Consider the following 21,147-nt stretch of genomic DNA (forward strand, 5'->3'; position numbering starts at 1 on the left):
ATGGATTTTAGCCGCCGGAATTTACTGGTTGCGGGGGGCGCGGCGCTTGCCGCGTCCGCTTGCGCGCCGCTGCGCTCGGGCAGCGATGTCGAAGCCGATGTGATTGTCATCGGCGCTGGCCTTGCGGGGCTTCATGCGACGTCCCTGCTCGAAGCGGCAGGCGCGAAGGTTGTCGTGCTGGAAGGCTCGAACCGCATCGGCGGGCGGCTCCATACGCTTTATGACCTCCCCGGCAAGCCCGATGCGGGCGGCATCCAGATCGGCAGCAATTATACGCGGCTGTTGGATATTGCCGGAAAACTGGGCGTGGGCTTGCAACCGGGCGGCGAATTTGACCGCTCGGCGCTCTATTATGTACGCGGCAAGACGGTGAAGCAGGCCGACTGGCCGACATCCGAGGTCAATAAGTTGGTCGGGCCGGAACGGCAAGTGCCGCCTGCGGGGCTTGCGTCGGTCTTTGCCCGGCGGATGCCGCAACTCGCCAACCCCGATGCCTGGCGCACGGCGGAAGGCTTCAAAATCGACGTGCCATATGGCGCGGCCTTGAAAGCGGCAGGCGCAAGCGACGAGGCGGTCCGCCTGATTGCGGCCAATTTGAACGGCAATGATATTAACACGCTGTCGGCGCTCAATGCGGCGCGGTCAGCGGCGATTTACCGCTCGGCCGGACCCAATGCGGTGCTGAGCGTGATTTCCGGCGGATCGCAACGCCTGCCCGAAGCGATGGCCGCCGCGCTCAAATCCGGCTTGCGCATGGAGCAGATCGTCACCGGCATCAGCGAAGATGCGGACGGTGTGCGGGTTGATATAGGCGGGGGCCGATCGCTGCGCGCACGCCATGTCATCTGCACGATCCCCTTCGCCGCCCTGCGCGGGGTAGGGGTGCATGGCCCGTCCGCCGACGCGCTCAAAACCGCGATTGCGAGCCTACCTTATACCTATGCGAGCTTTGCCTATCTGTCGGCGAGCGAGCCTTTCTGGAAACAGGATGGCCTGCCCGGCATGGTGTGGAGCGACGACCCGATGCTGGGCCGTGTGTTCGTGCTGGGCGACAGTCCGGCCATGCTCAAAGTCTGGCTGAGCGGACGCGATGCGGTCGCGATGGACCGTATGGCCCCCGCCGCAGCAGGCGCGGCAATCATCGCCAAGCTGGAAGCCGCCCGTCCTTCGGCGCGCGGCAAGCTCAAGCTGGAGCGCATCTTCAGTTGGCAGAAAAATCCGATGGCGCGCGGTGTCTATCACCATCTCGCAGCGGGGCAGGCCCCGATGCTGGCCGCCGCCATCGACGCGACCGGAAACCGGCTGCACTTTGCGGGCGAACATCTCGCCCAAAGCACGTCGGGGATGGAAGGCGCACTGGAATCGGGCGAACGCGCCGCCCGCATCGTCATAGGTAAATTATGACCAAAACCATAAAAATAAACGGTTTAACAAATAGATAGATAACGGGGAGACGATCTAATGAAATATTCGACCTTGCTCAAATTGACGGCGGCGGCGTGCATCGCTTTGCCGGGGGCAGCTTTCGCACAGGCGAGCGAAACAACCGATAATAGCGCAGAATATGAGCCGACCGAAATCGTCGTGACCGCGCGTAAGCAAGCGGAAAAATTGTCCGACGTGCCGCTGGCGATTACCGCATTCGACGCAAGCCGCATCGAAAAAGAGGGCATCCTTGACCTCAACGATGTCGCGCGCCAGACGCCGGGGCTGAACTTCACCTCCGTGGTTGGCGAGTTCATGCCGACGCCGATTATCCGCGGCGTCGCGCAAACCGACCTGTTCGGCTCCGACCCCAACGTCGCCATTTTCGTCGATGGCGTTTATACCGGCGCACGCGAGGCGTTGAACTTCGCCCAAGCCGATATTGAGCGGATCGAAGTCGTCAAAGGCCCGCAAAGCGCGCTTTATGGCCGCAACGCTTTTGCCGGTGCGATCAATATCGTGTCCAAGCGTCCCACCAATGACCTGTCGGGCCGCGCCGAACTCACTTACGGCACCCACGGTCGTTTCGCGCTGGTCGGCTCGGTATCGGTCCCGCTCGTCAAGGATGTGCTGGCGGTCAAGCTCACCGCATCGCATAGCGAATATGGCGGCAGCCACAAAAACACGCTCGGCGGTCCGCGCATCGGCGGCTATGATTATGACACGTTTCAGGGGACGGTGCGGCTGACGCCCGCGCCCGGCATGGAAATTGTCGGCGGCGTTTATTATTCCAAGGATTTGATTGGCCCGCCCGCCGCATCGCAGCTTGCACCCAATTGCCAGCTTTCAGGCGGTGTTTACCAGACCTATTGCGGCACCTTGCCGACACTCGCCAAGGACGAGCTTGGCTCGCACCCCGATGCTTATGGCCAGACCCGCAAGACGTTGCGCGCCTTTCTTGATGCGCGGTTCGACATTGGCGATTGGCAGTTGGGCTGGCTCACCGGCTATAATGATGTCGATCTGACCGCGCTCACCGATGCGTCGCGCGGCGAATTGGCGACCTTCCGCTATCGCACCCCCACCGGTGCGATCAAAACCTTCGACACCTATATCCTGCGCGATGAAGGCAATATCAAATTCCGCGAATATAGTCAGGAAATCCGTCTGTCTTCGCCGCAACAAGCTCCGGTGCGCGGCAGCATCGGCGCCTATTTCTTTTCGGGCCGTCAAAACCGCCCGAATTTCGACGGGGTGATTACATCGCCTTTGCCGTCCGATTTCCTCATGACCTTTCCGGTGCCGGGACCGTGGAACAGCTTTTTTGACGGGCCCTTGTTCGACAAGGTGGTGCGCCGTCATACCGAAAACACCTCCTTCTTCGGCTATCTGGAAGGGGATATTACCCCCGCGCTCACCTTGCGCGGCGAATTGCGTTACAGCAATGAAAGGCAACGCACGCTTCAGGCCGGAACCGGTATCGACAAGCGGTTGACCTTCAAAACCTGGACCCCGCGCGTCAGCCTCCAATATAAGCCGGACAATGATTTGCTGGTCTATGCGTCGGCAGCGCGCGGTTCCAAGGCGGGCGGGTTCGACCTTAATGCGCCCAAGGAACAATATGATCCGGAATTTAACTGGACCTATGAAATCGGCGCGAAGAAAAGCTGGCTGAATGGCCGGGTGATGCTCGACCTTAACGCCTTCTATATCGACTGGACGCAAATCCAGATTCCGGTGCTGGACCAGACACAGGCCCCGCCGGTCGCGGTCACGCGCAACCTTGGCGATGCCAAATCCAAAGGCTTTGAAGCGCAGTTAAGCGTGCGTCCGACGCGCGAATTGTCGGCGCGCTTTGGTGTCTCCTATATCGACGCCAAATATACCCATGCGCTCAATTCGGGCTTTGCCAAATTCCCGGATTTCGCGCCCGATGGCGATGTCAGCGGCAACCGTTTGCAAGCGGCCCCCAAATGGCAGTTGAACGGCTCGGTCGATTACCGCATCCCGATTGTCAATGATTTTGCAGGCTTCATCCATGCCGATGCCTCCTATCGCGGCAAGCAATATATGGATGCAACCGACCTCACCGTCATTCCCAGCCGGACGGTCGTAAACCTGCGCACAGGTGCGGAAAATGACAAGCTGCGCTTTGAATTTTTCGTCGAAAACCTGTTCGACACCCGCCGCCCGGCCTTCGCCTTCCGCGACGTGTATCTCAATAATTATGTGAACAATATGGCGGTCATCTACCCGCCGCGCATCTCGGTAACCTACTTGCGCGGCCGCGAACTAGGCATCCGTACCTCGTTCCGCTTCTAAAGCGAACGAAACTCGCAGGCATCCGGCCAAGGGAAGAACCCCTTGGCCGGATGTTTGCTGTGTGCATAATGGTGAGTGCGCAAAGACGCGATGTTCGAAACCATGTTGTTGATGCGGATCAAACGCAGTCTTCTTCCGTCACCGCTAGAGCCACCGCCACGTTCAGCGCGCGCTTACCAGGCATAAGGCGGCAACCACCGATCCTATTGCAACACCTCTGCATCGGTTTTGCGCAAAAATATCCGAAAAAATAATGGCGCACCCAAGAGGATTCGAACCTCTGGCCTCTGCCTTCGGAGGGCAGCGCTCTATCCAGCTGAGCTATGGGTGCGTAGGCTTTGCGGGCCGTGGATGTTCGCGCGTGTAGCAAGGCTTTGGCGGCGCGACTAGCCTTTTTTGGCAAGCGCGGGCGCTTTGCGGCTTTTTGCAGCTTTTGCGGTTTTCGCCGTCGCTTTGCGTGCTTCGGGGGAGAGGCTTTTGGGCTTGTAGCGGCACAAATCCTCGACCGGGCAGCGCCAACATTCGGGCGTGCGGGCTTTGCAGATATAGCGGCCGTGGAGGATCAGCCAATGGTGCGCGTGGACGCGGAACGGGGCGGGGGTCGCCTTGTCGAGCGCCTTTTCGACCGCCAGCACAGTCTTGCCGGGGGCGAGGCCGGTGCGGTTGCCGACGCGGAAGATATGGGTATCGACCGCGAATGTTTCCGCGCCGAACGCCGAGTTCATCACCACATTGGCGGTCTTGCGCCCGACGCCGGGCAGGCGTTCGAGCGCATCGCGATCCTGCGGCACTTCCCCGCCATAGTGCGCGACCAATATTTCGGACAAGGCGATGACATTTTTGGCCTTGGCGTTGAACAGGCCGATGGTCTTGATATGTTGTTTCAAAGCTTCTTCGCCGAGCGCGACCATCTGGTCGGGACTTTTGACCTCTTCGAACAAAAGCCGCGTTGCCTTGTTGACGCCGACATCGGTCGCCTGCGCGGACAAGACGACCGCGACGAGCAATTGATAGTCATTGCCATAAGCCAGTTCGGTTTCCGGCTCCGGATTAAGCTCGGCAAGGCGCGCGTAAAAGTCGATGATGTCGGTTTTTTTCATGGGACAGCTTGCACGCGCCTCACACCAGATTCAGCACATCATTCATCGAATAGCGCCCCGGCTTTTGGCCCTTGAGCCACAATGCCGCTTTCAAGGCCCCGCGCGCGAAGATGCTGCGGTTTTCGGCAAGGTGGGACAGAGTGAGACGTTCGGCCTCGCCCAGAAATATCACACTATGGTCGCCCGCGACCGTGCCGCCGCGCAGCGCCGCAAAGCCGATGCTGCCGCTATCACGTGCGCCGGTAATGCCGTCGCGTCCGCTGACCTTGGTGTCGGCGAGCACCAGCCCGCGCCCCTTGGCGGCGGCTTCTCCGAGCAGCAAGGCGGTGCCGGACGGCGCATCGACCTTCATCCGGTGATGGGTTTCGACAATTTCAATGTCCCAGTCCGGACCCAGTCGCGCAGCCGCTTCGCGCACAAGGGCTGCGAGCAAGGTCACGCCCAGCGACGTATTGCCGGTTTGCAGCACGGCGATGCTGGTGGCGGCCTCGTCAATCAGCCAATGATGGCGTTCTTCAAGGCCAGTGGTGCCGATGACGATGGGTGTATTGGCCGCAATGGCGAGGTCGAGATGCTCTTCCAATGCGGCGGGCGCGGAAAAGTCGATCAACACATCGGCGCGGGCCGCCAGCGCCTCGCCGCTTTCGCCCGCATCGACGCCGCCTGCAAAGCTTAGGCCTTGCGCGCTGTCGGCAATCGCCGCGGCAATGGCTTGCCCCATGCGTCCCTTGCTTCCGAAAATGCCGATTGCCGTCATGCCTTACGCCGTCCCTTTTTATAGTGCTGGTTGTGCCGCTTGTCTTGCACTTGCACGCCCAAGAGCGCAACAGGGGGGATGAGCGAAAATGATCAAGCCGCCACCCCCACTCTTACCCCTACGCCAACCAGATGCTTCTGGTGCGACGGCAGCGAAATTTACCGCAATTATCATGACAAGGAATGGGGTTATCCGGTTACCGATGATGTGCGCTTGTTTGAAAAAATCTGTCTGGAAGGCTTCCAGTCGGGGCTGAGCTGGATCACAATCTTGCGCAAGCGGGAGAATTTCAGGGCGGCCTTTGCCGGGTTTGATTTCCATAAAGTCGCGCGCTTTGGCGATGATGATGTTGCGCGGCTGCTGGGGGACGCGGGCATTATCCGCCATCGCGGCAAGATTGAAGCGACCATCAATAATGCCGCGCGCGCGATTGAAATGGAGGCCGAGTTTGGCAGCCTCAAAGCCTATTTCTGGCGCTTTGAAAATGATGTGTCGGCGCGGCCTCATCTGCGCGATGAAGCCTATGTCCGCACGCTTGTGACCAGCCCGGAATCCTTCGCGCTCTCCAAAGATTTGAAGAAGCGCGGATGGAAATTTGTCGGGCCGACGACCATGTATGCGTTCATGCAGGCGATGGGGCTGGTCAATGACCATCAAAGCGATTGCCATGTTTATGAAGCGGTGCAGGCCGCGCGGGCGGGCCTCACGCTTTGACCGCAAGAAACGGGATGCGCGGGGCTTTGGCAGCAGGCTAGGGCAGGGGCATGGATAAGCGGCTTGACAGGATTGATTTTGACGCGGTGGCGTCCGGGCTGGATGCGCACGGCTATGCGCGGCTCCCCGCTTTGCTGGGCCATGCCGAGGCGGACGGGCTGACCGCCCTTTATGATGAGGAGGCGCATTTCCGTAGCCATGTGCATATGGCGCGGCATGGCTTCGGGCGCGGGGAATATCGCTATTTCCGCTATCCCTTGCCGCCTTTGGTAGCGGGCTTGCGGAGCGGTCTTTACCCGCATCTCGCGCCGCTTGCCAATCGCTGGCACGCGCGGATGGGATTGGCTGCGCGTTTCCCCGATGCCCATACAGAATTTGTCGCGCGCTGCCATGCGGCGGGGCAGGGGCGGCCTACGCCTTTGTTACTCCGCTATGGTGCGGGCGATTATAATTGCCTGCATCAGGATTTATATGGCGACCATGTTTTCCCGCTCCAGCTTGCGGTGCTGCTCGATGAGCCGGGCACGGATTTTGACGGCGGGGAATTTATCCTCACCGAACAGCGCCCGCGGATGCAATCGCGCGCTGAAGTCGTGCCGCTTGCCAAGGGCGATGCCGTGCTGTTCGCGGTCAATGACCGTCCGGTCAAAGGCACGCGCGGCGATTATCGCGTGAAGATGCGCCACGGGGTGAGCCGCTTGCGGTCGGGGCGGCGGCATGTGCTGGGCATCATCTTCCATGATGCGGTATAGGGCGGGCGATGACCGCTGACCTGTTTCCCGATGCGCGCCGCCATATGGTGCTGGACGAAGGCGCGGTGTTGCTCGGCGGCTTTGCCGAAACGCAAGGCGGCGCTTTGCTTGATGCGATAGCGCAGATTGCTGTGGATGCGCCTTTCCGCCATCTCGAAACCCCCGGCGGCAAGAGGATGAGCGTGGCCATGACCAATTGCGGCCCGCTCGGTTGGGTGAGTGACCGGCGCGGCTATCGCTATGAACCGCGCGATCCGTTGAGCGGCAAGGCGTGGCCCGCCATGCCGCCGCTATTCCAAAGCCTCGCGCTGGAAGCTGCCGAAGCGGCTGGCTATGCAGGTTTCCGACCCGATGCCTGTCTTATCAACCGCTATGCGCCGGGGAGCCGCTTGACGCTGCATCAGGACCGCGACGAGGGCCATTATGACTGGCCGATTGTGTCGGTATCGCTGGGCGTGCCTGCGGTGTTTTTATGGGGCGGACCTGCGCGGTCGGACCGCACAAAGCGGGTGGGCCTCGCGCACGGCGATGTAGTGGTGTGGGGCGGCGCGTCGCGGCTCAACTTTCACGGGATTGCGGACTTGAAGGAGACGCAGCATCCCTTGACCGGCGCGCTGCGCTATAATCTCACATTCCGACAAGCGCGGTGAACGCCGGGCTGAGCGGCGCGGTGGGCGGGCTTTAACGCAGCGGGAAAGCAAGCCTTGCGGTCATACTGTCGCTGCCGAATTCGCGCTCGATCTTGCCGCCGACTTGCCGCGCGGAGGCTGCCATCATCTGTGTGCCGAACCCTTCGGGGCCTGCTTCACGCGGGGCAATATCCTTTTCCTCCCAGCGCAAAATGAGGCGGCGCGGGTCGCCTTCCTCGACCTGCCAGCGCACCGCGAGCGTGCCCTGGTCATTGCTCCACGCGCCATATTTGACCGCATTGGTCGCCAGCTCATGGAGGATAAGCCCGACCGGTTGCGATGCCGCACCGGACAGTTCCACCTCCGGCCCTTCAAGCGTCAGGCGCGAGGCGGTCTGCGCATAAGGGGCAAGCGTTGCTTCGATCAGCGAACGCAGATCCGCCACCGGCCGTTCGAGCGCGCCTTGCGACACCTGATGCGCAATCGCGAGCGCGTTGATCCGCTCGCCAATCTTGTTCGCGAGCATATCCGCATCATTTTCGCGCCGCGCGGTCATCCGCACGATAGACTGGACTATCGCGAACAGATTTTTGACGCGGTGGTTAAGTTCGCGCGCGAGAAGGTCGGAGCGTTCATGTGCGGCGGCCATAAGCTGCACTTCGCGCGCATCGGATTCAGCGCGGGCGGTGCGCAATATCTGCCAGAAGCCGAAAGCAAGCGCGCCGAAGGTCATCAACACCAGCGCGACCAGCATCGGTAAAAGCCGCGCTTCGATACGCTCGGCTTCGCGGAACGCATGGACGTGCGCCGTGCGTTCATCCACCTCCATCCGGTCGCGCAAGTCGCGATAACGGTCGGTCAGTTCAACGCCCGAATTCTGCCGCACAATCGCCAGTGCACCTGCGCGGTTGCCATTACGTTCAAGCCGGATGGTTTCATCCATCTCGGCGATTTTCTGACGCAATAGCTGATCGATTTCCTTGCCGCGCTCGGCTTGCACCGCCTTTTTATTGCTGTCGATCGAAGCCGCAAAAGGCCGCATCGCCGCTTCCAGTTGCACCCGGCTTTTTTCATAAGGCGCAAGATAGGCGGCATCCTGTGTGAGCAGATAGCCGCGCTGCGCCGATTCCATCGTCATCAACGGGCGGTTGATGTCGCGCAGCATCCACAGCAGCGTCAGGGTTTGCGTCGCTTGCGTGCGCTCGCGATGTTCGGCTTGCAGGGAGGAAATCAACAACCACGCCAAGGCCACACAGCATAAAGCGACGATGGTGAAGGGGATGAAGGTTAAAATGGTTATCTTGCGGCGCGCATTGCCAAGCCTGCGCACTGGCGGCATATCATCATTATCGTTCGGCACGCGACCTGCATCTCCCCCTGTCAGGCGCAAGGCTTATCCGATGCGGTAAAATATTGCACTAACTTGTTTTAATCTCTGTAAATATAGGCCGGAGCGAAAAGCATGGCGGACATCGGCAATATCGTCATTCTGACAGGCGCGGGCGTGTCCGCAGAAAGCGGCGTGCGCACTTTCCGCGACAATGGCGGATTATGGGAAGATCACCGCATCGAAGATGTGGCAACGCCCGAAGGCTTTGCCCGCGATCCCGCACTGGTGCATCGCTTTTACGATGCGCGGCGCGCAGCGTTGCGGGAGGTTACGCCTAATGCAGCGCATAAGGCGCTCGCGCGGTTGGAGCGGGAGTGGCCGGGGCAGGTGTTGCTGGTCACGCAAAATGTCGATGACCTGCACGAACGGGCAGGGTCCACGAACCTCATCCATATGCATGGCGAATTGAAAAGTGCATGGTGCCGCGCCTGTGATGCGCGGATGAAGTGGGACGAGGATTTGGGCGATCACCCCGCTTGCCGCGCTTGCACAATGGCAGGGACTTTACGCCCCGACATCGTGTGGTTTGGCGAAATGCCGTACCGGATGGACGAGATTTACGCGGCGCTGGCGGCGTGCGACCGGTTTGTCAGCATCGGCACATCGGGCGCGGTTTATCCGGCGGCGGGTTTTGTGCGGCAAGCACGCGAAATGGGCGCGCAAACGCTGGAGATTAATATGGAACCGTCCGAGGGGAGCTTATGGTTCCATGACGCGCGGCATGGGGCTGCGGGCGAATTGGTTCCGGCTTGGGTGGACGAGATTTTGGCGACCGAACAAAGGCGCTAACCATGATCAATCATTTCATATTCTTGAATGAGGTCAGTTCGCTCGAAATCTGAAATATGGATTAGGACCACATCATTGTTGAAGCTGCCGTCATAATATCCGCTCAAATATTTGAGGAAATAAAACATTTCCCGCAACGGTTCGCCTTCATGGCACGTTGTTAAACAAAATTGACTATCCGGCGTATCTTCAAAGTTCGAGGCCTCAAGATATGCAAAATCGGATGCAAGCTCCCAAGATGACGCTTCCACGCCCCAAGCACATGTGTAACGACATCCAGATGAATAAAGCCATTCGGCGACTTGTGTTTGGCGATCAGGATCAACGGCAATATCGGCTATTATCCCTGCTTTAAACGGCTCTGAAAAACCCAGCTTGGGCAAGTCGCCAGCTTCTTTGATACAATGATATTCAATCGGCATGGCTACAGCCTTTACACGCTGGATCCTTGATAACCCGGATTGCGCGCATCGAGGGGGCGAGGCCGTCGATGAGGTGCAATCGCCCGCTCTGATCCGCGCCGAATCCCGTAATCTCACGGATGGCTTCCATTGCGGCGAAGCAGCCCATCAGGCCGACCATCGGGCCTAATACGCCCACATCGGCGCAGGTGTCGCAATCATCGGCATCAAACGCATCGCCGACGAAGCAGCGGTAGCAGGGCTTGTCCGCCTGCCAGCCGTAAAAGGTGCCGAGTTGACCCTGGAATTTCCCGATAGCGGCGGACACCAGCGGGATTTTGAGGAGCACCGAAGCGTCGGATACAGCAAGCCTTGTCGCGAAATTATCGCTGCCGTCGAGGATGACATCCGCGCCTGCCAGCAAGGCGTCGGCATTGTCGGCGCTGATGCGGGTCTCGACCGGAAACACCTCTACGTCGGGGTTGATCCGCTGGATGGCTTTGTGGGCGGCGTCTACCTTGGGCGCGCCGATGTCATCCGTGCCGAAGGCAATCTGGCGCTGGAGATTGGCGAGCGCCACTACGTCATCGTCGATGATGGTGAGCTGACCCATTCCGGCTGCTGCGAGATAGAGGAGAGCAGGGGAGCCGATGCCGCCTGCACCGATAATCGCGACATGGGCGCGGGTGAGCGCAACCTGTCCTGCGCCGCCGATTTCGGGGAGGACGATATGACGCGCATAGCGGTCTAGCTGCTCGTCGCTAAGGCTCATCTTGCGGATCCGGAAAGGAGCGTAACGCTATAAAAACAAAGAATATTCATGCGGTGGAGCGCCGGGTCAGGGTGTCCTTCAAAAAGGCCGTTTTCAAACACCGGTCGAGCCGAAGCCGCCGCTGCCACGGACTGTATTATTCAAATCATACACTTCATCGAAAACAGCGCGTTGCACGGGGGCGGCTACCAGTTGCGCGATGCGGTCGCCGCGCGCAATCGGGAAGGGTTCGGCTCCCAGATTGGCGAGGATGACTTTCACTTCACCGCGATAATCGCTGTCGATGGTGCCGGGCGTATTGAGGCAGGTCACGCCATATTTGAGCGCAAGGCCCGAACGCGGGCGGACCTGCACTTCATAGCCGTCCGGAATGGCGAAAGCGAAGCCGGTCGCGACCGCATGGCGCGCGCCGGGGGCCAGCACCAGACTTTCCGCCGCAACCACATCCATGCCCGCAGCGCCCTCGGTCGCATAAGCGGGAAGCGGCAGGCCTTCACCGCCTTCAAGCCGTTTGATGGATATGCGGATGGTCATTTATCCCCCAATAATCTGTCAATAGAAAAGCGCGCGCCCCCACGGCTCGCGAACAAAGCGCCGAGCGCGACCAGCACGGCGGCCGGCCACCAGTCGCGGAAACTCTGGTTCCAATGCACCATGAGGACCGCCACAACAAATGTCACCACAAGGACGAGGCCGGACCAGCGCGTGAACAGCCCGAAAATCAGGCCAAGCCCTGCCAGAAACTGCGTATAAACCGACAGGAAGGCACAGATTTCGGGCAAGGGAAATTTATGCGCGCGTAGAAAACCGGTAAATTCGCGCATCGCCGCGATGCTGGTGATATTATCCCACACGCCATAGACCAGAAACGCGCCGGTTAGCACGCGCAAGGCGAGATAGGCCAAATCTTCATGATGCTTCAAATAAGGCAGAAACAGCCAGCGCCGCATGGCCTATTGCGCCTTGCCGAGCATGTCCGCCGCCTTGGCGACCAGCTTGACGGCGACGTCCGCCTTGGGCATCCGCTCCCAACTTTCAACACCTGCTTGCGTGACGATATGGACGCTGTTGGCCGCGCCCCCCATCACATCGCCCGACACATCATTGGCGACAATCCAGTCACAGCCTTTTTTGGCAAGCTTGGCCTTGGCATGGTCCACCACATTTTGCGTTTCCGCCGCAAAGCCGACCAGCAAGGCCGGGCGGTTGGCGCTTTTGGCGACACTTGCCAAAATGTCGGGATTTTCGGAAAGATGCAGCGGCGGCACCGCGCCGCTCCCGTCTTTCTTGATCTTCTGGTCCACAGCGTCGGCGCGCCAATCGGCCACGGCGGCGACCATGAAAGCAATGTCGGCGGGAAGCGCTTGCTCGACCGCTGCCAGCATTTCGCGCGCGGTTTCCACATCAACCCGCGTCACCCCGGCAGGCGTTGCGAGCGCGACCGGTCCCGTCACCAATGTCACCTGCGCGCCAGCTTTGGCGGCGGCTTCGGCAATGGCAAAGCCTTGCTTGCCCGACGAACGGTTGGCGATATAGCGCACCGGATCAATCGGCTCATGCGTCGGCCCCGCGGTTACCAGCACATGCTTGCCGCCCAAAGGCAGGCTATCGGGCGAGCCGAGCAAGCGCGGGCCATCGGGCGACAGCAATGATTTGATTTCGCGCAAAATCGCTTCGGGTTCGGGCAGGCGTCCGGGGCCAAATTCGCCGCACGCCATTTCGCCTTCGTCCGGCTGCATCACATGCACGCCATCGGCCTTGAGCTGCGCGACATTACGCTGCGTCGCGGCATGGCCCCACATCCGCACATTCATGGCTGGCACCGCCATGACCGGCTTGTCGGTTGCGAGCAATAGGGTGGTCGCAAGATCATCGGCCAAGCCGCCCGCCATCTTCGCCATCAGGTCGGCGGTCGCGGGGCAGACCACAACAAGGTCGGCCTCGCGGGACAATTGGATATGCCCCATCTCGGTTTCATTCTTCAAATCCCAGAGCGTTTCGTAAACTTCATTTTCGCTCAAGGCGGCCAAGGTCATCGGCGTCACAAAATGCGCGCCGCCCTTGGTGAGGACGCAGCGCACCGCCATGCCGCTCTTGCGGATAAGGCGAATGAGTTCGCACGCTTTATAAGCGGCAATCCCGCCGCCGATGATGAGAAGGATGGATTTTGCGTTCATACTTCCTCCTTACCGATGCGGGCGGCCTATAGCCAGCCTTGGCCGAACCACATCGCCGCAGCGCCGATACCGCCCGCGACCATAGCGGTCAGCGCATAGCGCCAGCCATTGCCGTTGGAACCGCCGCCAGAACGCTGCTGCGCGCCCAATCGTCCCATCAGCTTCACATTGGGGAGCGGGGGCGGGGGCGGTGCGCCGCCTGCGGGCGGGAATTTCTGTTCGATACGGCGGACAAGGTCGGGGAGGCGCAGGAAGGTGCGCCAATCTTCGACCATGCGGTCGGCAAGCTTGGCTTCGGGGCCGAGTTCGCTCCTGATCCATTCTTTGACGAACGGGCCGGAGGTTTCCCACATATTGATGCCGGGATCGAGTTGGGTCGCGACCCCTTCGACCATCACCATTGTTTTCTGGAGCAGCAGCAAATGCGGCTGGGTCTGCATATCGAAATCGCGGGTAATCGCGAACAGGCCGTCGAGCATCTGCCCGACCGACAATTCGCTCACCGGCTTGCCGCGCATCGGCTCGCCCACCGCGCGCAAGGCGGTCGCGAATTCTTCGACATTATGATGCGATGGCACATATTGCGCTTCGAAATGGATTTCCGCGACGCGGCGGTAATTGCCTGTAATCAGGCCATATAATATCTCCGCCAGCCACATGCGCGCTTGACGGTTGATGCGGCCCATAATGCCGAAATCAATCGCGACAATCGTGCCATCATCCTTCACGAACAAATTGCCCTGATGCATGTCCGCGTGGAAAAAGCCGTAGGAAATGGCTTGGTGGAGGAAAGCGAGGACCAGCCTTTTGGCGATGAGCGGGAGGTCATGGCCTGCCGCAATGAGGGCTGCGCGGTCGGAAATCTTGATGCCATCGACCCATTCCAAGGTCATGACCTTGCCGCTGGTGCGGTCCCAATCAATCGCGGGGACAAGATAGCCGGGTTCTGCCTCCATCGCTTCGGCAAGTTCGGAGGCCGAGGCGGCTTCGCGGCGCAAATCCAGTTCGCGCGCGGTCCACCGTTTGAAATTGGCGATGACGAGTTGGGGGCGCAGGCGCGCCGCTTCCCCGCCCATCGCTTCGACATGGGCCGCGGCCCATTCATAAGTTTCAATGTCGCGCGCAAGTTGTTCCGATATGCCGGGACGCAAGACTTTGACCGCGACTTGCTTGCCTTCGATGGTGACCGCGCGGTGGACCTGCGCGACCGAAGCCGCGCCCACGGGATCGGGGTCGATGGACTGGAACAATTGCTCGACCGGCTTGCCAAGCCCGGCTTCGATTTGCGGCTTGATCTGGTCGAAGGGGAGGGGCGGGAGATTATCCTGCAAGGTCAGGAGGTTTCGCGCCGCTTCTTCGCCCACAAGGTCGGGGCGGGTGGCAAGGCTTTGCCCCAGCTTGATTGCGGCGGGACCGATGGCGGTAAAGGCCGCGGCATAATCGGGGATGCTCGGCACCCGCGCGCCGAACCGCGCAATGCGCGCAATGCGGCGCACTTGCGGCGGTGTATTAATATCCTGCTCGATCCCGCGCAGCGCCCCGTGCCGGGCCAATGTGCGCCCCCATTTGAGGAGCCGCCAGAGATGGGTGGTGTTGGCGGTCATGCGGCTAGGCCCTTGACGTTTGCGGGAAGGGTATAACCTGAATAGCCCCTCCCCTTCAGGGGAGGGGTTGGGGTGGGGTCTGTCAAATAGGCGCAGCGTGTGCGGAAAAACCCCACCCCACTACGACTAAGAATTTTCACTGCGTTCAAATTCCCAAGTCTCCGTTGCCCCTCCCCTGAAGGGGAGGGGCAGAGGCGGCCTAAAGCCCCTCCCGCTTGCGGGAGGGGAGGGCGCAACCTGAAAAGCCCCTCCCCTTCAGGAGTGGCAGATTGAACTGCCCCCGGCAGTTCAAGCCCAGTCCGGGGGACTGGGCGATCTGCCACTGGGTTGGGGTGGGGGCTGTCAAATAGGCGCAGCGTAGGGGGACAGACCCCACCCCGTTCGCCTGATGCCCCTTCGCTGCGCTCAGGGTCATAAGGCTTCACTGCCCCTCCCCTGAAGGGGAGGGGTTGAGATGTCGCAATCCCCATCACACCTTCCAACCCGAATGGATCGCCACCAACCCGCCCATGATCGGCTCGACGCGCGTGTTCATAAAACCGGCATCGCGGATCATTTTTTCAAAGCCCGGCATATCGGGGAAGCGGCGGATGGATTCGATGAGGTAGCGGTAGCTATCCTCGTCATTGGCGAGCAGCTTGCCAAGTTTCGGGACCAGCTTGTGCGAATAAACGTCATACACGTCCGAAAATCCGGGCCAGGTGGTGGTCGAAAATTCGAGGCAGAAAAAGCGCCCGCCATAGCGCAGCACGCGGTGCGCTTCTTTAAGCGCCGCTGGTATGTCGGTCACGTTGCGGATGCCGAATGCAATCGTATAGGCGTCGAAATGCGCGTCCGGAAAGGTCAGCTTTTCGGCATTTTGTTCGGACCAGACAAGGTCGGTCAAATCGCGTTCCGCGGCGCGCTCCATGCCCACGGCGAGCATTTCGGGGTTGATGTCCGATACGGTGATATTCGCGTCGTGGTCTGCCATGCGGAACGCAATATCGCCGGTGCCGCCCGCCATATCGAGAATATCCTCATGCGGTTGCGGCTTTACGCGGCGGACGAATTTATCCTTCCACAGCCGGTGCATCCCGCCCGACATCGCATCATTCATCAGGTCATACCGCGCGGCGACATTGGAAAAGACATGGCCGACCCGCGCCGTCTTTTCGGACGGGTCAATCTCTTCATAGCCAAAGGAAACAGTCTTTTTCATAGCGGCGCTCACCTATATCTGACGGGGCATGAGATGCGGTGAGCCTTAGACGGGCGCGCTATCAAGGGCAAATATAAGATGGGGTTAGGGCGCGAAAAAAGACGCGCCGCACGCCCGCACGCTTCGTCAGGCGACCTTGATGATGCGCAGCACATGGTCCTTGCCGTCGCGGTCGGGCCATTGGATCGCCTGCCCGGTTTTAAGGCCGATCAGCCCCGCGCCGATCGGCGTCAGGATGGAAATGCGTCCGCTTTCAATGTCGGCTTCGGCGGGGTAAACCAAGGTTACGGTGCGCTCGCGGCCCGTGCCCTGGTCGGCGCCGACACTTTCATTCACGAAAGTGACGGTCGAATTCATCCGCACAATATCGGCGGGCAGCTTGCCATCCTTGACGATTTTCGCGCGGTCGATTTCGTCGGTGAGCATATCGGCCAGATCCGGCAGGCGGTTTTCCACCGTCGCGGCAAGGCCGGACAAGGCTTCGGCATCGGCTTCGGTCAGGGTGATGGGCGGACGGGCCAGCTTGCTGGTTTTGGCCATGATATATACCTCAAATCAATCGGTTAATTGTGCTGCGTAGGGGCTAGTATGCGCCCTTAATGGTGTCAGCGATGGATGCTATGCGAAAAAGGCGGCCCCGGACTTGCGGGGGGAAACCCTATGCAAGCCGGGGTGAAAAGCCCACGAGCAACTGCCCCGCATGACAGCGGAACGGCAGGAAAGAGGAGACGGTTAAAGTCATGCCCGCGATCATTGCAACTTGCCGCGTAAAGTCAATGGGAGATCGTATGCGGGGGCAATGTAAAGCGCGTGCTTGCGGTGCGCGCGGCGGCGGGTTAGCACTGGCAAAAGTCCGGATGCCGCCCATAAAGCGATACCGCCCCTCGATAAGGAGAGATTGATGCTTCGCCCCGCTTTGGCCGTTTTGCCCTTGCTGTTGCTCGCCCAGCCGCTCGCCGCCGCCCCTGCAGACGCCGGTTCCGGTGCGCGCGCCGTCAATGCGATTGCGGGCAGCGCAGCCTTCAAACAGGCCGAGGCCAAGCTTGCATCGGATTTCGATCTGTTTATCGAACAGCTCATCACCATCACCGAAATCCCCGCGCCGCCGTTCAAGGAAGAAGCACGCGGCAAGGCCTATGCCGATATGCTGCGCGCGGCGGGCCTTAAGGATGTGACGATAGACGAGGTCGGCAATGTGCTGGCGCTGCGCACCGGCACCGACCCCAAGGCCAAGGCGGTCGTCCTGTCCGCGCATCTCGACACGGTGTTCCCCGAAGATACGGTCATCAAGGTGCGGCGCGAGGGCGATAAGCTGCACGCGCCCGGCATTGGCGATGACAGCCGCGGGCTTGCCAATATGCTCGCTTATGTGCGCGCGCTTGATGCCGCCAAAATCCGCACCAAAGCGCCGATCCTGTTCGTCGCCACGGTCGGCGAGGAAGGGCCGGGCGATCTGCGCGGCGTGCGGCATTTGTTCACCAAAGGCGCGTGGAAAGACCGTATCGGCGCTTTCTTTTCGATTGACGGCAGCGATCCGGCGGGGATTGTCAATGGCGGGGTCGGCTCCAAACGCTACCGCGTCACCTATAAAGGCCCCGGCGGCCACAGCTTTGGCGCGTTCGGTATTGTGAATCCGATGGGCGCGGTCGCGGGCAGCATTGACCGGCTTTACCGCATCCAGCCGCCCGCCACGCCCAAAACCACCTATTCGGCCAGCGTCATCGGCGGCGGCACATCGGTCAATTCGATCCCGCATGATATTTTCGTCGAATATGATATGCGCTCCGAAAGCGCCGCCGAACTTGCCAAGCTCGACAAGCAATTTGTGGCGCTGGTCGATGAAGCGGTCGCGGCGGAAAATGCTGCGCGCTCGACCAAATCGGGCAGCATTTCGGCGGACAAGAAAGTGATTGGCGAACGGCCTGCAGGCACGACGCCCGAAACCAGCGCCATTGTCGCCGCCACCCGCGCCGCCATTGCCGCCAAGGGCTTTACCGCCAAATTGAACGGCAGCTCGACCGACGCTAATATCCCGATGAGCCTCGGCATCCCCGCTGTCACCATTGGTGCTGGCGGGAGCGGCGGGCGCGCCCATGCGCTCGACGAATATGTGGTGGTCGAACGCCAGTCGAGCCTGCAAGGGATGAGCGTCGGGCTGCTCGCGCTGCTGGGCGTTGCGGGCGTCGGTAAATAGCGCTGCCGCCGCTATCATTTTTGGACTCTGGCAGGCCTAAACCGTTAATTTGACCGGCGTGTCGGTACTGTCGAGCGTCATCACAATCGGGCCACTGGTTGCGACCGCACAGTTGCGGCCCGCATTTTTCGCCGCATAAAGCCGCATATCCGCGCGGTTCATCAGGCTGCTCCAGCAATCTTCCGGCTCGAACTGGGCGACGCCGAAGCTCGCCGTCACCTGCTCGCCTTCGGGAAGCTGGGAAAAATGATAGGAGGCAATCGCCACGCGCAGCCGCTCGGCGCATTGCAAGGCTTCCTCAATGTCGGTGCCGGGCAGAAAGACGGTAAACTCCTCGCCGCCAAAGCGCCCCAGCACATCCTGCTTGCGCGCGGTGCTGGTGAGGATCGCGGCTATATCGCACAAGACCAGATCGCCGACATGATGGCCGAGCCGGTCGTTAATCTGCTTGAAGCGGTCAATATCGCATACCAGCAAGGATACCGGCAGCGGGCGGCGGCGCAATATTTGCGACACCCTGTCTTCAAAGCCGCGCCGGTTCAACAGACCGGTCAGGCTGTCGCGGTCACGCTCGTCGCGCAAATCGGAGATAAGGTCGCACACCGCCGCGCCCAGCGCCGTCATCGCGACGGTCACGCTCACAAAGGTCAGGCTGAATTGCAGCGTCTGCCAGAAAGGCGTGCGGAAATAGGAGGTGTGATCGTGCGGCATATCCTGCGTCACCATCAACAGCGAGCGCACAAAGAAATGCGTGGCATAGATGACCAGCACACCGAGCAGCACGCGGTCGGGCGCGCTGCCGCGCACCAGATGGCGCAGCCGCATCGCGGTCGCCGCCAAAATGAAGCCATAGACAAAATTTTGCATATGCGCGCGGACCAGCACATCCTGGATAATATAGATGAAGAAAATCTGGACCAACAGGAACAGGCCGAAAATGGCCAGCGCCTCAAGCGCCTTGAGCGGGACTTGGGCGCGCAGCAAAAGCGCCTGCACCATCATGAACCCGGCTAAAGTATAAAAAATATCGGACAGGACCGCATTGGGATCAGGCCCGTGGCTCCACCATAAAATCTGGACAAGCGAGCCGACCGCAAAGCTGGTCGAGGCGAATGCGAGCAGGGCAATATAGGTTTTGCGCCGGTCCATCATCCACAGACCGGCGAAGGCCAGCCCGAAAACGATCATAATCGACGGCCCGATTAATAATAAAGGTAATCGCCCGACCAAAATGTGCCCCCATCTTATCCCCCGCGCGGCGCATTAGTAAAATCTCGTTACAATTTCAACTTTTATATTAAAACTAGGTCTTATCATTATGAATTATTGTAATAATTATATGATAATAGCTATAAGCATATATAAAATTACGTAGGGCTTTTTACGCGTTGCTGGCCGCGCGGCCGGTCGCGATAGCGGCCTGATTCGCGGGCAAGGGCAGGGGCTGCGGGTCGGGATGCGGCACCGGATCATGCGAAATGATATGGTTGCGGCCCGAACTTTTGGCCGCATAAAGCCGCGCGTCGGTGCGCTCCAGCACGGCAATCCAGTTTTCGCCCGGCTTTAACTGGGCGACGCCGAAGCTGGCGGTGATAATATGGTCACCGGCTCCAAGATCGAAATGATGCGCGGCGATGGCGCGGCGTAACCGCTCGGCGCATTCATGCGCATCCCCAAGGCTGGTGCCGGGGAGGAAGATGATAAATTCTTCGCCGCCATAGCGCCCGACAATATCGTTTTTGCGCGCGGTGCGGGATAACAGCGCCGCCAGATCGCGCAGCACTTTGTCGCCCGCCGGATGGCCATAACGGTCATTGATGCGCTTGAAAAAATCGAGGTCGCACAGGATGAGCGCACTCGCGCCACGGTGGCGGGCGACCTGCGCGCTCACCCTTTCGTCAAAGGCGCGGCGGTTCAACAGGCCGGTCAGCACATCAAGATCGCGTTCGCGGCGCAGGTCATTATAAATATCGCTCATCGCTGCGCCCAATATGGTCATCGCTAGGATAGACCCCGGCACCGCGAGAGCGAACTGCAATATCTGCCAGAAGGAGGATTCAAAAAACGGGTCGATGCTGTGCGGGACCGCTTGGGTGGTGAGCAAAGTGCGCGGGAAGAACAATATCGCAAAGGCGACAAATACCCACCATAACATACGGTCGATAAACCGCCCGGCCGCAAGCTCACGCAGGAATAAAGCGGTGACGAGCAGCACCACGCCATAGCCGAAATTCTGCACATAGATGCGCGCGAGCAAGTCCGGCTTGATGAAGGCGAAAAGCCAGAGCAGCCCCATGAAAACCGCGAATAGCGCAACGCCGATGGGCCAGGACGCGCATTTGCCCGAGCGCATAAGCAAGGCTTGGCACAAGACCAGCACAGCGGCGGTATGGAACGCACCGGAGACCATCGCATTGGAGCCGATATGCGGCGGCAACATGAAAATCTGGCTGACAATACCCAACCAGAAAAGGAGGCAGGCCCCTCCCAGCAATAACAGATAGTAGCGGCTGCGCTCTACCGCCCACAGGACGGTCGCGGCGATCCCGAAAATCAGGAATATGCTCGGCCCGAGCAGCAACATGAAAAAACGGACAGTCACGCCGGAACCAAGCCTCCTGAAATATGAGGGCGCGCATAGTCGAAACGCGGCATTTCTCAACACTAATCATGCTACGGTAAAATTTGTAAGACAGCGTAAAATGATAATAGATGTAAAATTATTAAACAAAACCGAATGTTGCTGCATTTATTAATGAGTCCGGACAAATATCGGCGATACACTATTTTACTATCCTGTATGGTTCGGGGACGCGAGCGGAGCGCGGAGCGGACAAAAAAGTGTCGGAAAAAAGCGGATTTTAAGCGCCTGATTCGTTCGCCCCCGAATAAGGTGGGACCATCAATATTCCTTAGCCGC

At 59.9% G+C, this 21,147-nt stretch carries 20 protein-coding genes and 1 tRNA gene; 7 read left to right on the top strand and 14 right to left on the bottom strand.

Features of this window, described 5'->3' with window-relative positions; translation table 11 throughout:
• Together DMP17_RS01320 and DMP17_RS01325 are read left to right on the top strand one after the other, a co-directional pair.
• Positions 1-1,404, top strand: coding sequence for a flavin monoamine oxidase family protein (locus DMP17_RS01320; RefSeq protein WP_337827279.1), 1,404 nt, complete (start codon positions 1-3; stop codon positions 1,402-1,404).
• Positions 1,405-1,485: 81 nt separating this feature from the next.
• Positions 1,486-3,747: a TonB-dependent receptor gene (locus tag DMP17_RS01325; protein ID WP_337827280.1), complete on the top strand. Its 2,262-nt coding sequence runs from the start codon at positions 1,486-1,488 to the stop codon at positions 3,745-3,747.
• A gap of 254 nt (positions 3,748-4,001) precedes the next feature.
• Here DMP17_RS01325 and DMP17_RS01330 read toward each other — a convergent pair.
• The 3 genes from DMP17_RS01330 to dapB all read right to left on the bottom strand — a co-directional run bounded on the left by DMP17_RS01330 (position 4,002) and on the right by dapB (position 5,604).
• A tRNA-Arg gene (locus tag DMP17_RS01330) sits at positions 4,002-4,078 on the bottom strand.
• Positions 4,079-4,133: 55 nt separating this feature from the next.
• Positions 4,134-4,847, bottom strand: coding sequence for an endonuclease III (gene nth, locus DMP17_RS01335; RefSeq protein WP_337827281.1), 714 nt, complete (start codon positions 4,845-4,847; stop codon positions 4,134-4,136).
• A gap of 19 nt (positions 4,848-4,866) precedes the next feature.
• Positions 4,867-5,604, bottom strand: a complete 738-nt coding sequence (gene dapB / locus DMP17_RS01340) for a 4-hydroxy-tetrahydrodipicolinate reductase (protein WP_337827282.1) — start codon at positions 5,602-5,604, stop codon at positions 4,867-4,869.
• A 78-nt stretch (positions 5,605-5,682) separates the two neighbouring features.
• Here dapB and DMP17_RS01345 point away from each other — a divergent pair, with 78 nt between their 5' ends.
• From DMP17_RS01345 to alkB, 3 genes are all read left to right on the top strand, one after another.
• Entirely contained in the window at positions 5,683-6,318 is a 636-nt protein-coding gene (locus DMP17_RS01345; protein ID WP_337827283.1) for a DNA-3-methyladenine glycosylase I, read from the top strand.
• Positions 6,319-6,404: 86 nt separating this feature from the next.
• Positions 6,405-7,070: a 2OG-Fe(II) oxygenase gene (locus DMP17_RS01350; RefSeq protein ID WP_337827284.1), complete on the top strand. Its 666-nt coding sequence runs from the start codon at positions 6,405-6,407 to the stop codon at positions 7,068-7,070.
• A gap of 8 nt (positions 7,071-7,078) precedes the next feature.
• Positions 7,079-7,720 carry a DNA oxidative demethylase AlkB gene (gene alkB, locus DMP17_RS01355; RefSeq protein WP_337827285.1) on the top strand — a complete coding sequence of 214 codons (642 nt, stop codon included), beginning with the start codon at positions 7,079-7,081 and terminating at the stop codon, positions 7,718-7,720.
• Positions 7,721-7,751: 31 nt separating this feature from the next.
• Here alkB and DMP17_RS01360 read toward each other — a convergent pair whose 3' ends face one another.
• On the bottom strand, positions 7,752-9,059 hold the full coding sequence (locus tag DMP17_RS01360; RefSeq protein ID WP_337827286.1) for a CHASE3 domain-containing protein: 1,308 nt from the start codon (positions 9,057-9,059) through the stop codon (positions 7,752-7,754).
• A 102-nt stretch (positions 9,060-9,161) separates the two neighbouring features.
• On the opposite strand from DMP17_RS01360, the gene DMP17_RS01365 reads away from it, so the two are divergent.
• A complete protein-coding gene (locus DMP17_RS01365; protein WP_337827287.1) occupies positions 9,162-9,878 on the top strand; it encodes an NAD-dependent deacylase in 717 nt (238 codons plus the stop codon).
• Here DMP17_RS01365 and DMP17_RS01370 read toward each other — a convergent pair.
• From DMP17_RS01370 to rnk, 8 genes are all read right to left on the bottom strand, one after another.
• The gene (locus tag DMP17_RS01370; protein WP_337827288.1) at positions 9,875-10,300 is read right to left on the bottom strand and encodes a DUF7684 family protein; all 426 of its coding nucleotides are present in this window, start codon (positions 10,298-10,300) and stop codon (positions 9,875-9,877) included. The two genes, DMP17_RS01365 and DMP17_RS01370, sit on opposite strands and share 4 nt — an antisense overlap.
• Complete coding sequence (locus tag DMP17_RS01375; RefSeq protein ID WP_337827289.1) at positions 10,290-11,051, bottom strand: HesA/MoeB/ThiF family protein; 762 nt, start codon at positions 11,049-11,051, stop codon at positions 10,290-10,292. The genes DMP17_RS01370 and DMP17_RS01375 overlap by 11 nt, the downstream gene beginning before the upstream one ends.
• A gap of 93 nt (positions 11,052-11,144) precedes the next feature.
• Positions 11,145-11,585, bottom strand: coding sequence for a dUTP diphosphatase (gene dut / locus DMP17_RS01380; RefSeq protein ID WP_337827290.1), 441 nt, complete (start codon positions 11,583-11,585; stop codon positions 11,145-11,147).
• On the bottom strand, positions 11,582-12,001 hold the full coding sequence (locus DMP17_RS01385) for a DoxX family protein (protein WP_337827291.1): 420 nt from the start codon (positions 11,999-12,001) through the stop codon (positions 11,582-11,584). Before DMP17_RS01385 ends, dut begins: the two co-directional genes overlap by 4 nt.
• Before the next feature lie 3 nt (positions 12,002-12,004).
• Positions 12,005-13,228 carry a bifunctional phosphopantothenoylcysteine decarboxylase/phosphopantothenate--cysteine ligase CoaBC gene (coaBC, locus tag DMP17_RS01390; protein WP_337827292.1) on the bottom strand — a complete coding sequence of 408 codons (1,224 nt, stop codon included), beginning with the start codon at positions 13,226-13,228 and terminating at the stop codon, positions 12,005-12,007.
• 26 nt (positions 13,229-13,254) lie between these two features.
• On the bottom strand, positions 13,255-14,832 hold the full coding sequence (ubiB, locus tag DMP17_RS01395; protein ID WP_337827293.1) for a 2-polyprenylphenol 6-hydroxylase: 1,578 nt from the start codon (positions 14,830-14,832) through the stop codon (positions 13,255-13,257).
• A gap of 469 nt (positions 14,833-15,301) precedes the next feature.
• Positions 15,302-16,045: a class I SAM-dependent methyltransferase gene (locus DMP17_RS01400; protein ID WP_337827294.1), complete on the bottom strand. Its 744-nt coding sequence runs from the start codon at positions 16,043-16,045 to the stop codon at positions 15,302-15,304.
• A gap of 114 nt (positions 16,046-16,159) precedes the next feature.
• The gene (rnk, locus tag DMP17_RS01405) at positions 16,160-16,573 is read right to left on the bottom strand and encodes a nucleoside diphosphate kinase regulator (RefSeq protein WP_337827295.1); all 414 of its coding nucleotides are present in this window, start codon (positions 16,571-16,573) and stop codon (positions 16,160-16,162) included.
• 361 nt (positions 16,574-16,934) lie between these two features.
• Here rnk and DMP17_RS01410 point away from each other — a divergent pair, with 361 nt between their 5' ends.
• On the top strand, positions 16,935-18,227 hold the full coding sequence (locus DMP17_RS01410) for a M20/M25/M40 family metallo-hydrolase (protein ID WP_337827296.1): 1,293 nt from the start codon (positions 16,935-16,937) through the stop codon (positions 18,225-18,227).
• Positions 18,228-18,263: 36 nt separating this feature from the next.
• Here DMP17_RS01410 and DMP17_RS01415 read toward each other — a convergent pair whose 3' ends face one another.
• Positions 18,264-19,415, bottom strand: coding sequence for a GGDEF domain-containing protein (locus DMP17_RS01415; RefSeq protein ID WP_337827297.1), 1,152 nt, complete (start codon positions 19,413-19,415; stop codon positions 18,264-18,266).
• 193 nt (positions 19,416-19,608) lie between these two features.
• On the bottom strand, positions 19,609-20,829 hold the full coding sequence (locus DMP17_RS01420) for a GGDEF domain-containing protein (RefSeq protein ID WP_337827298.1): 1,221 nt from the start codon (positions 20,827-20,829) through the stop codon (positions 19,609-19,611).
• Positions 20,830-21,147: the final 318 nt, after the last annotated feature.

This window comes from Pseudonocardia sp. TMWB2A (assembly GCF_017312135.1).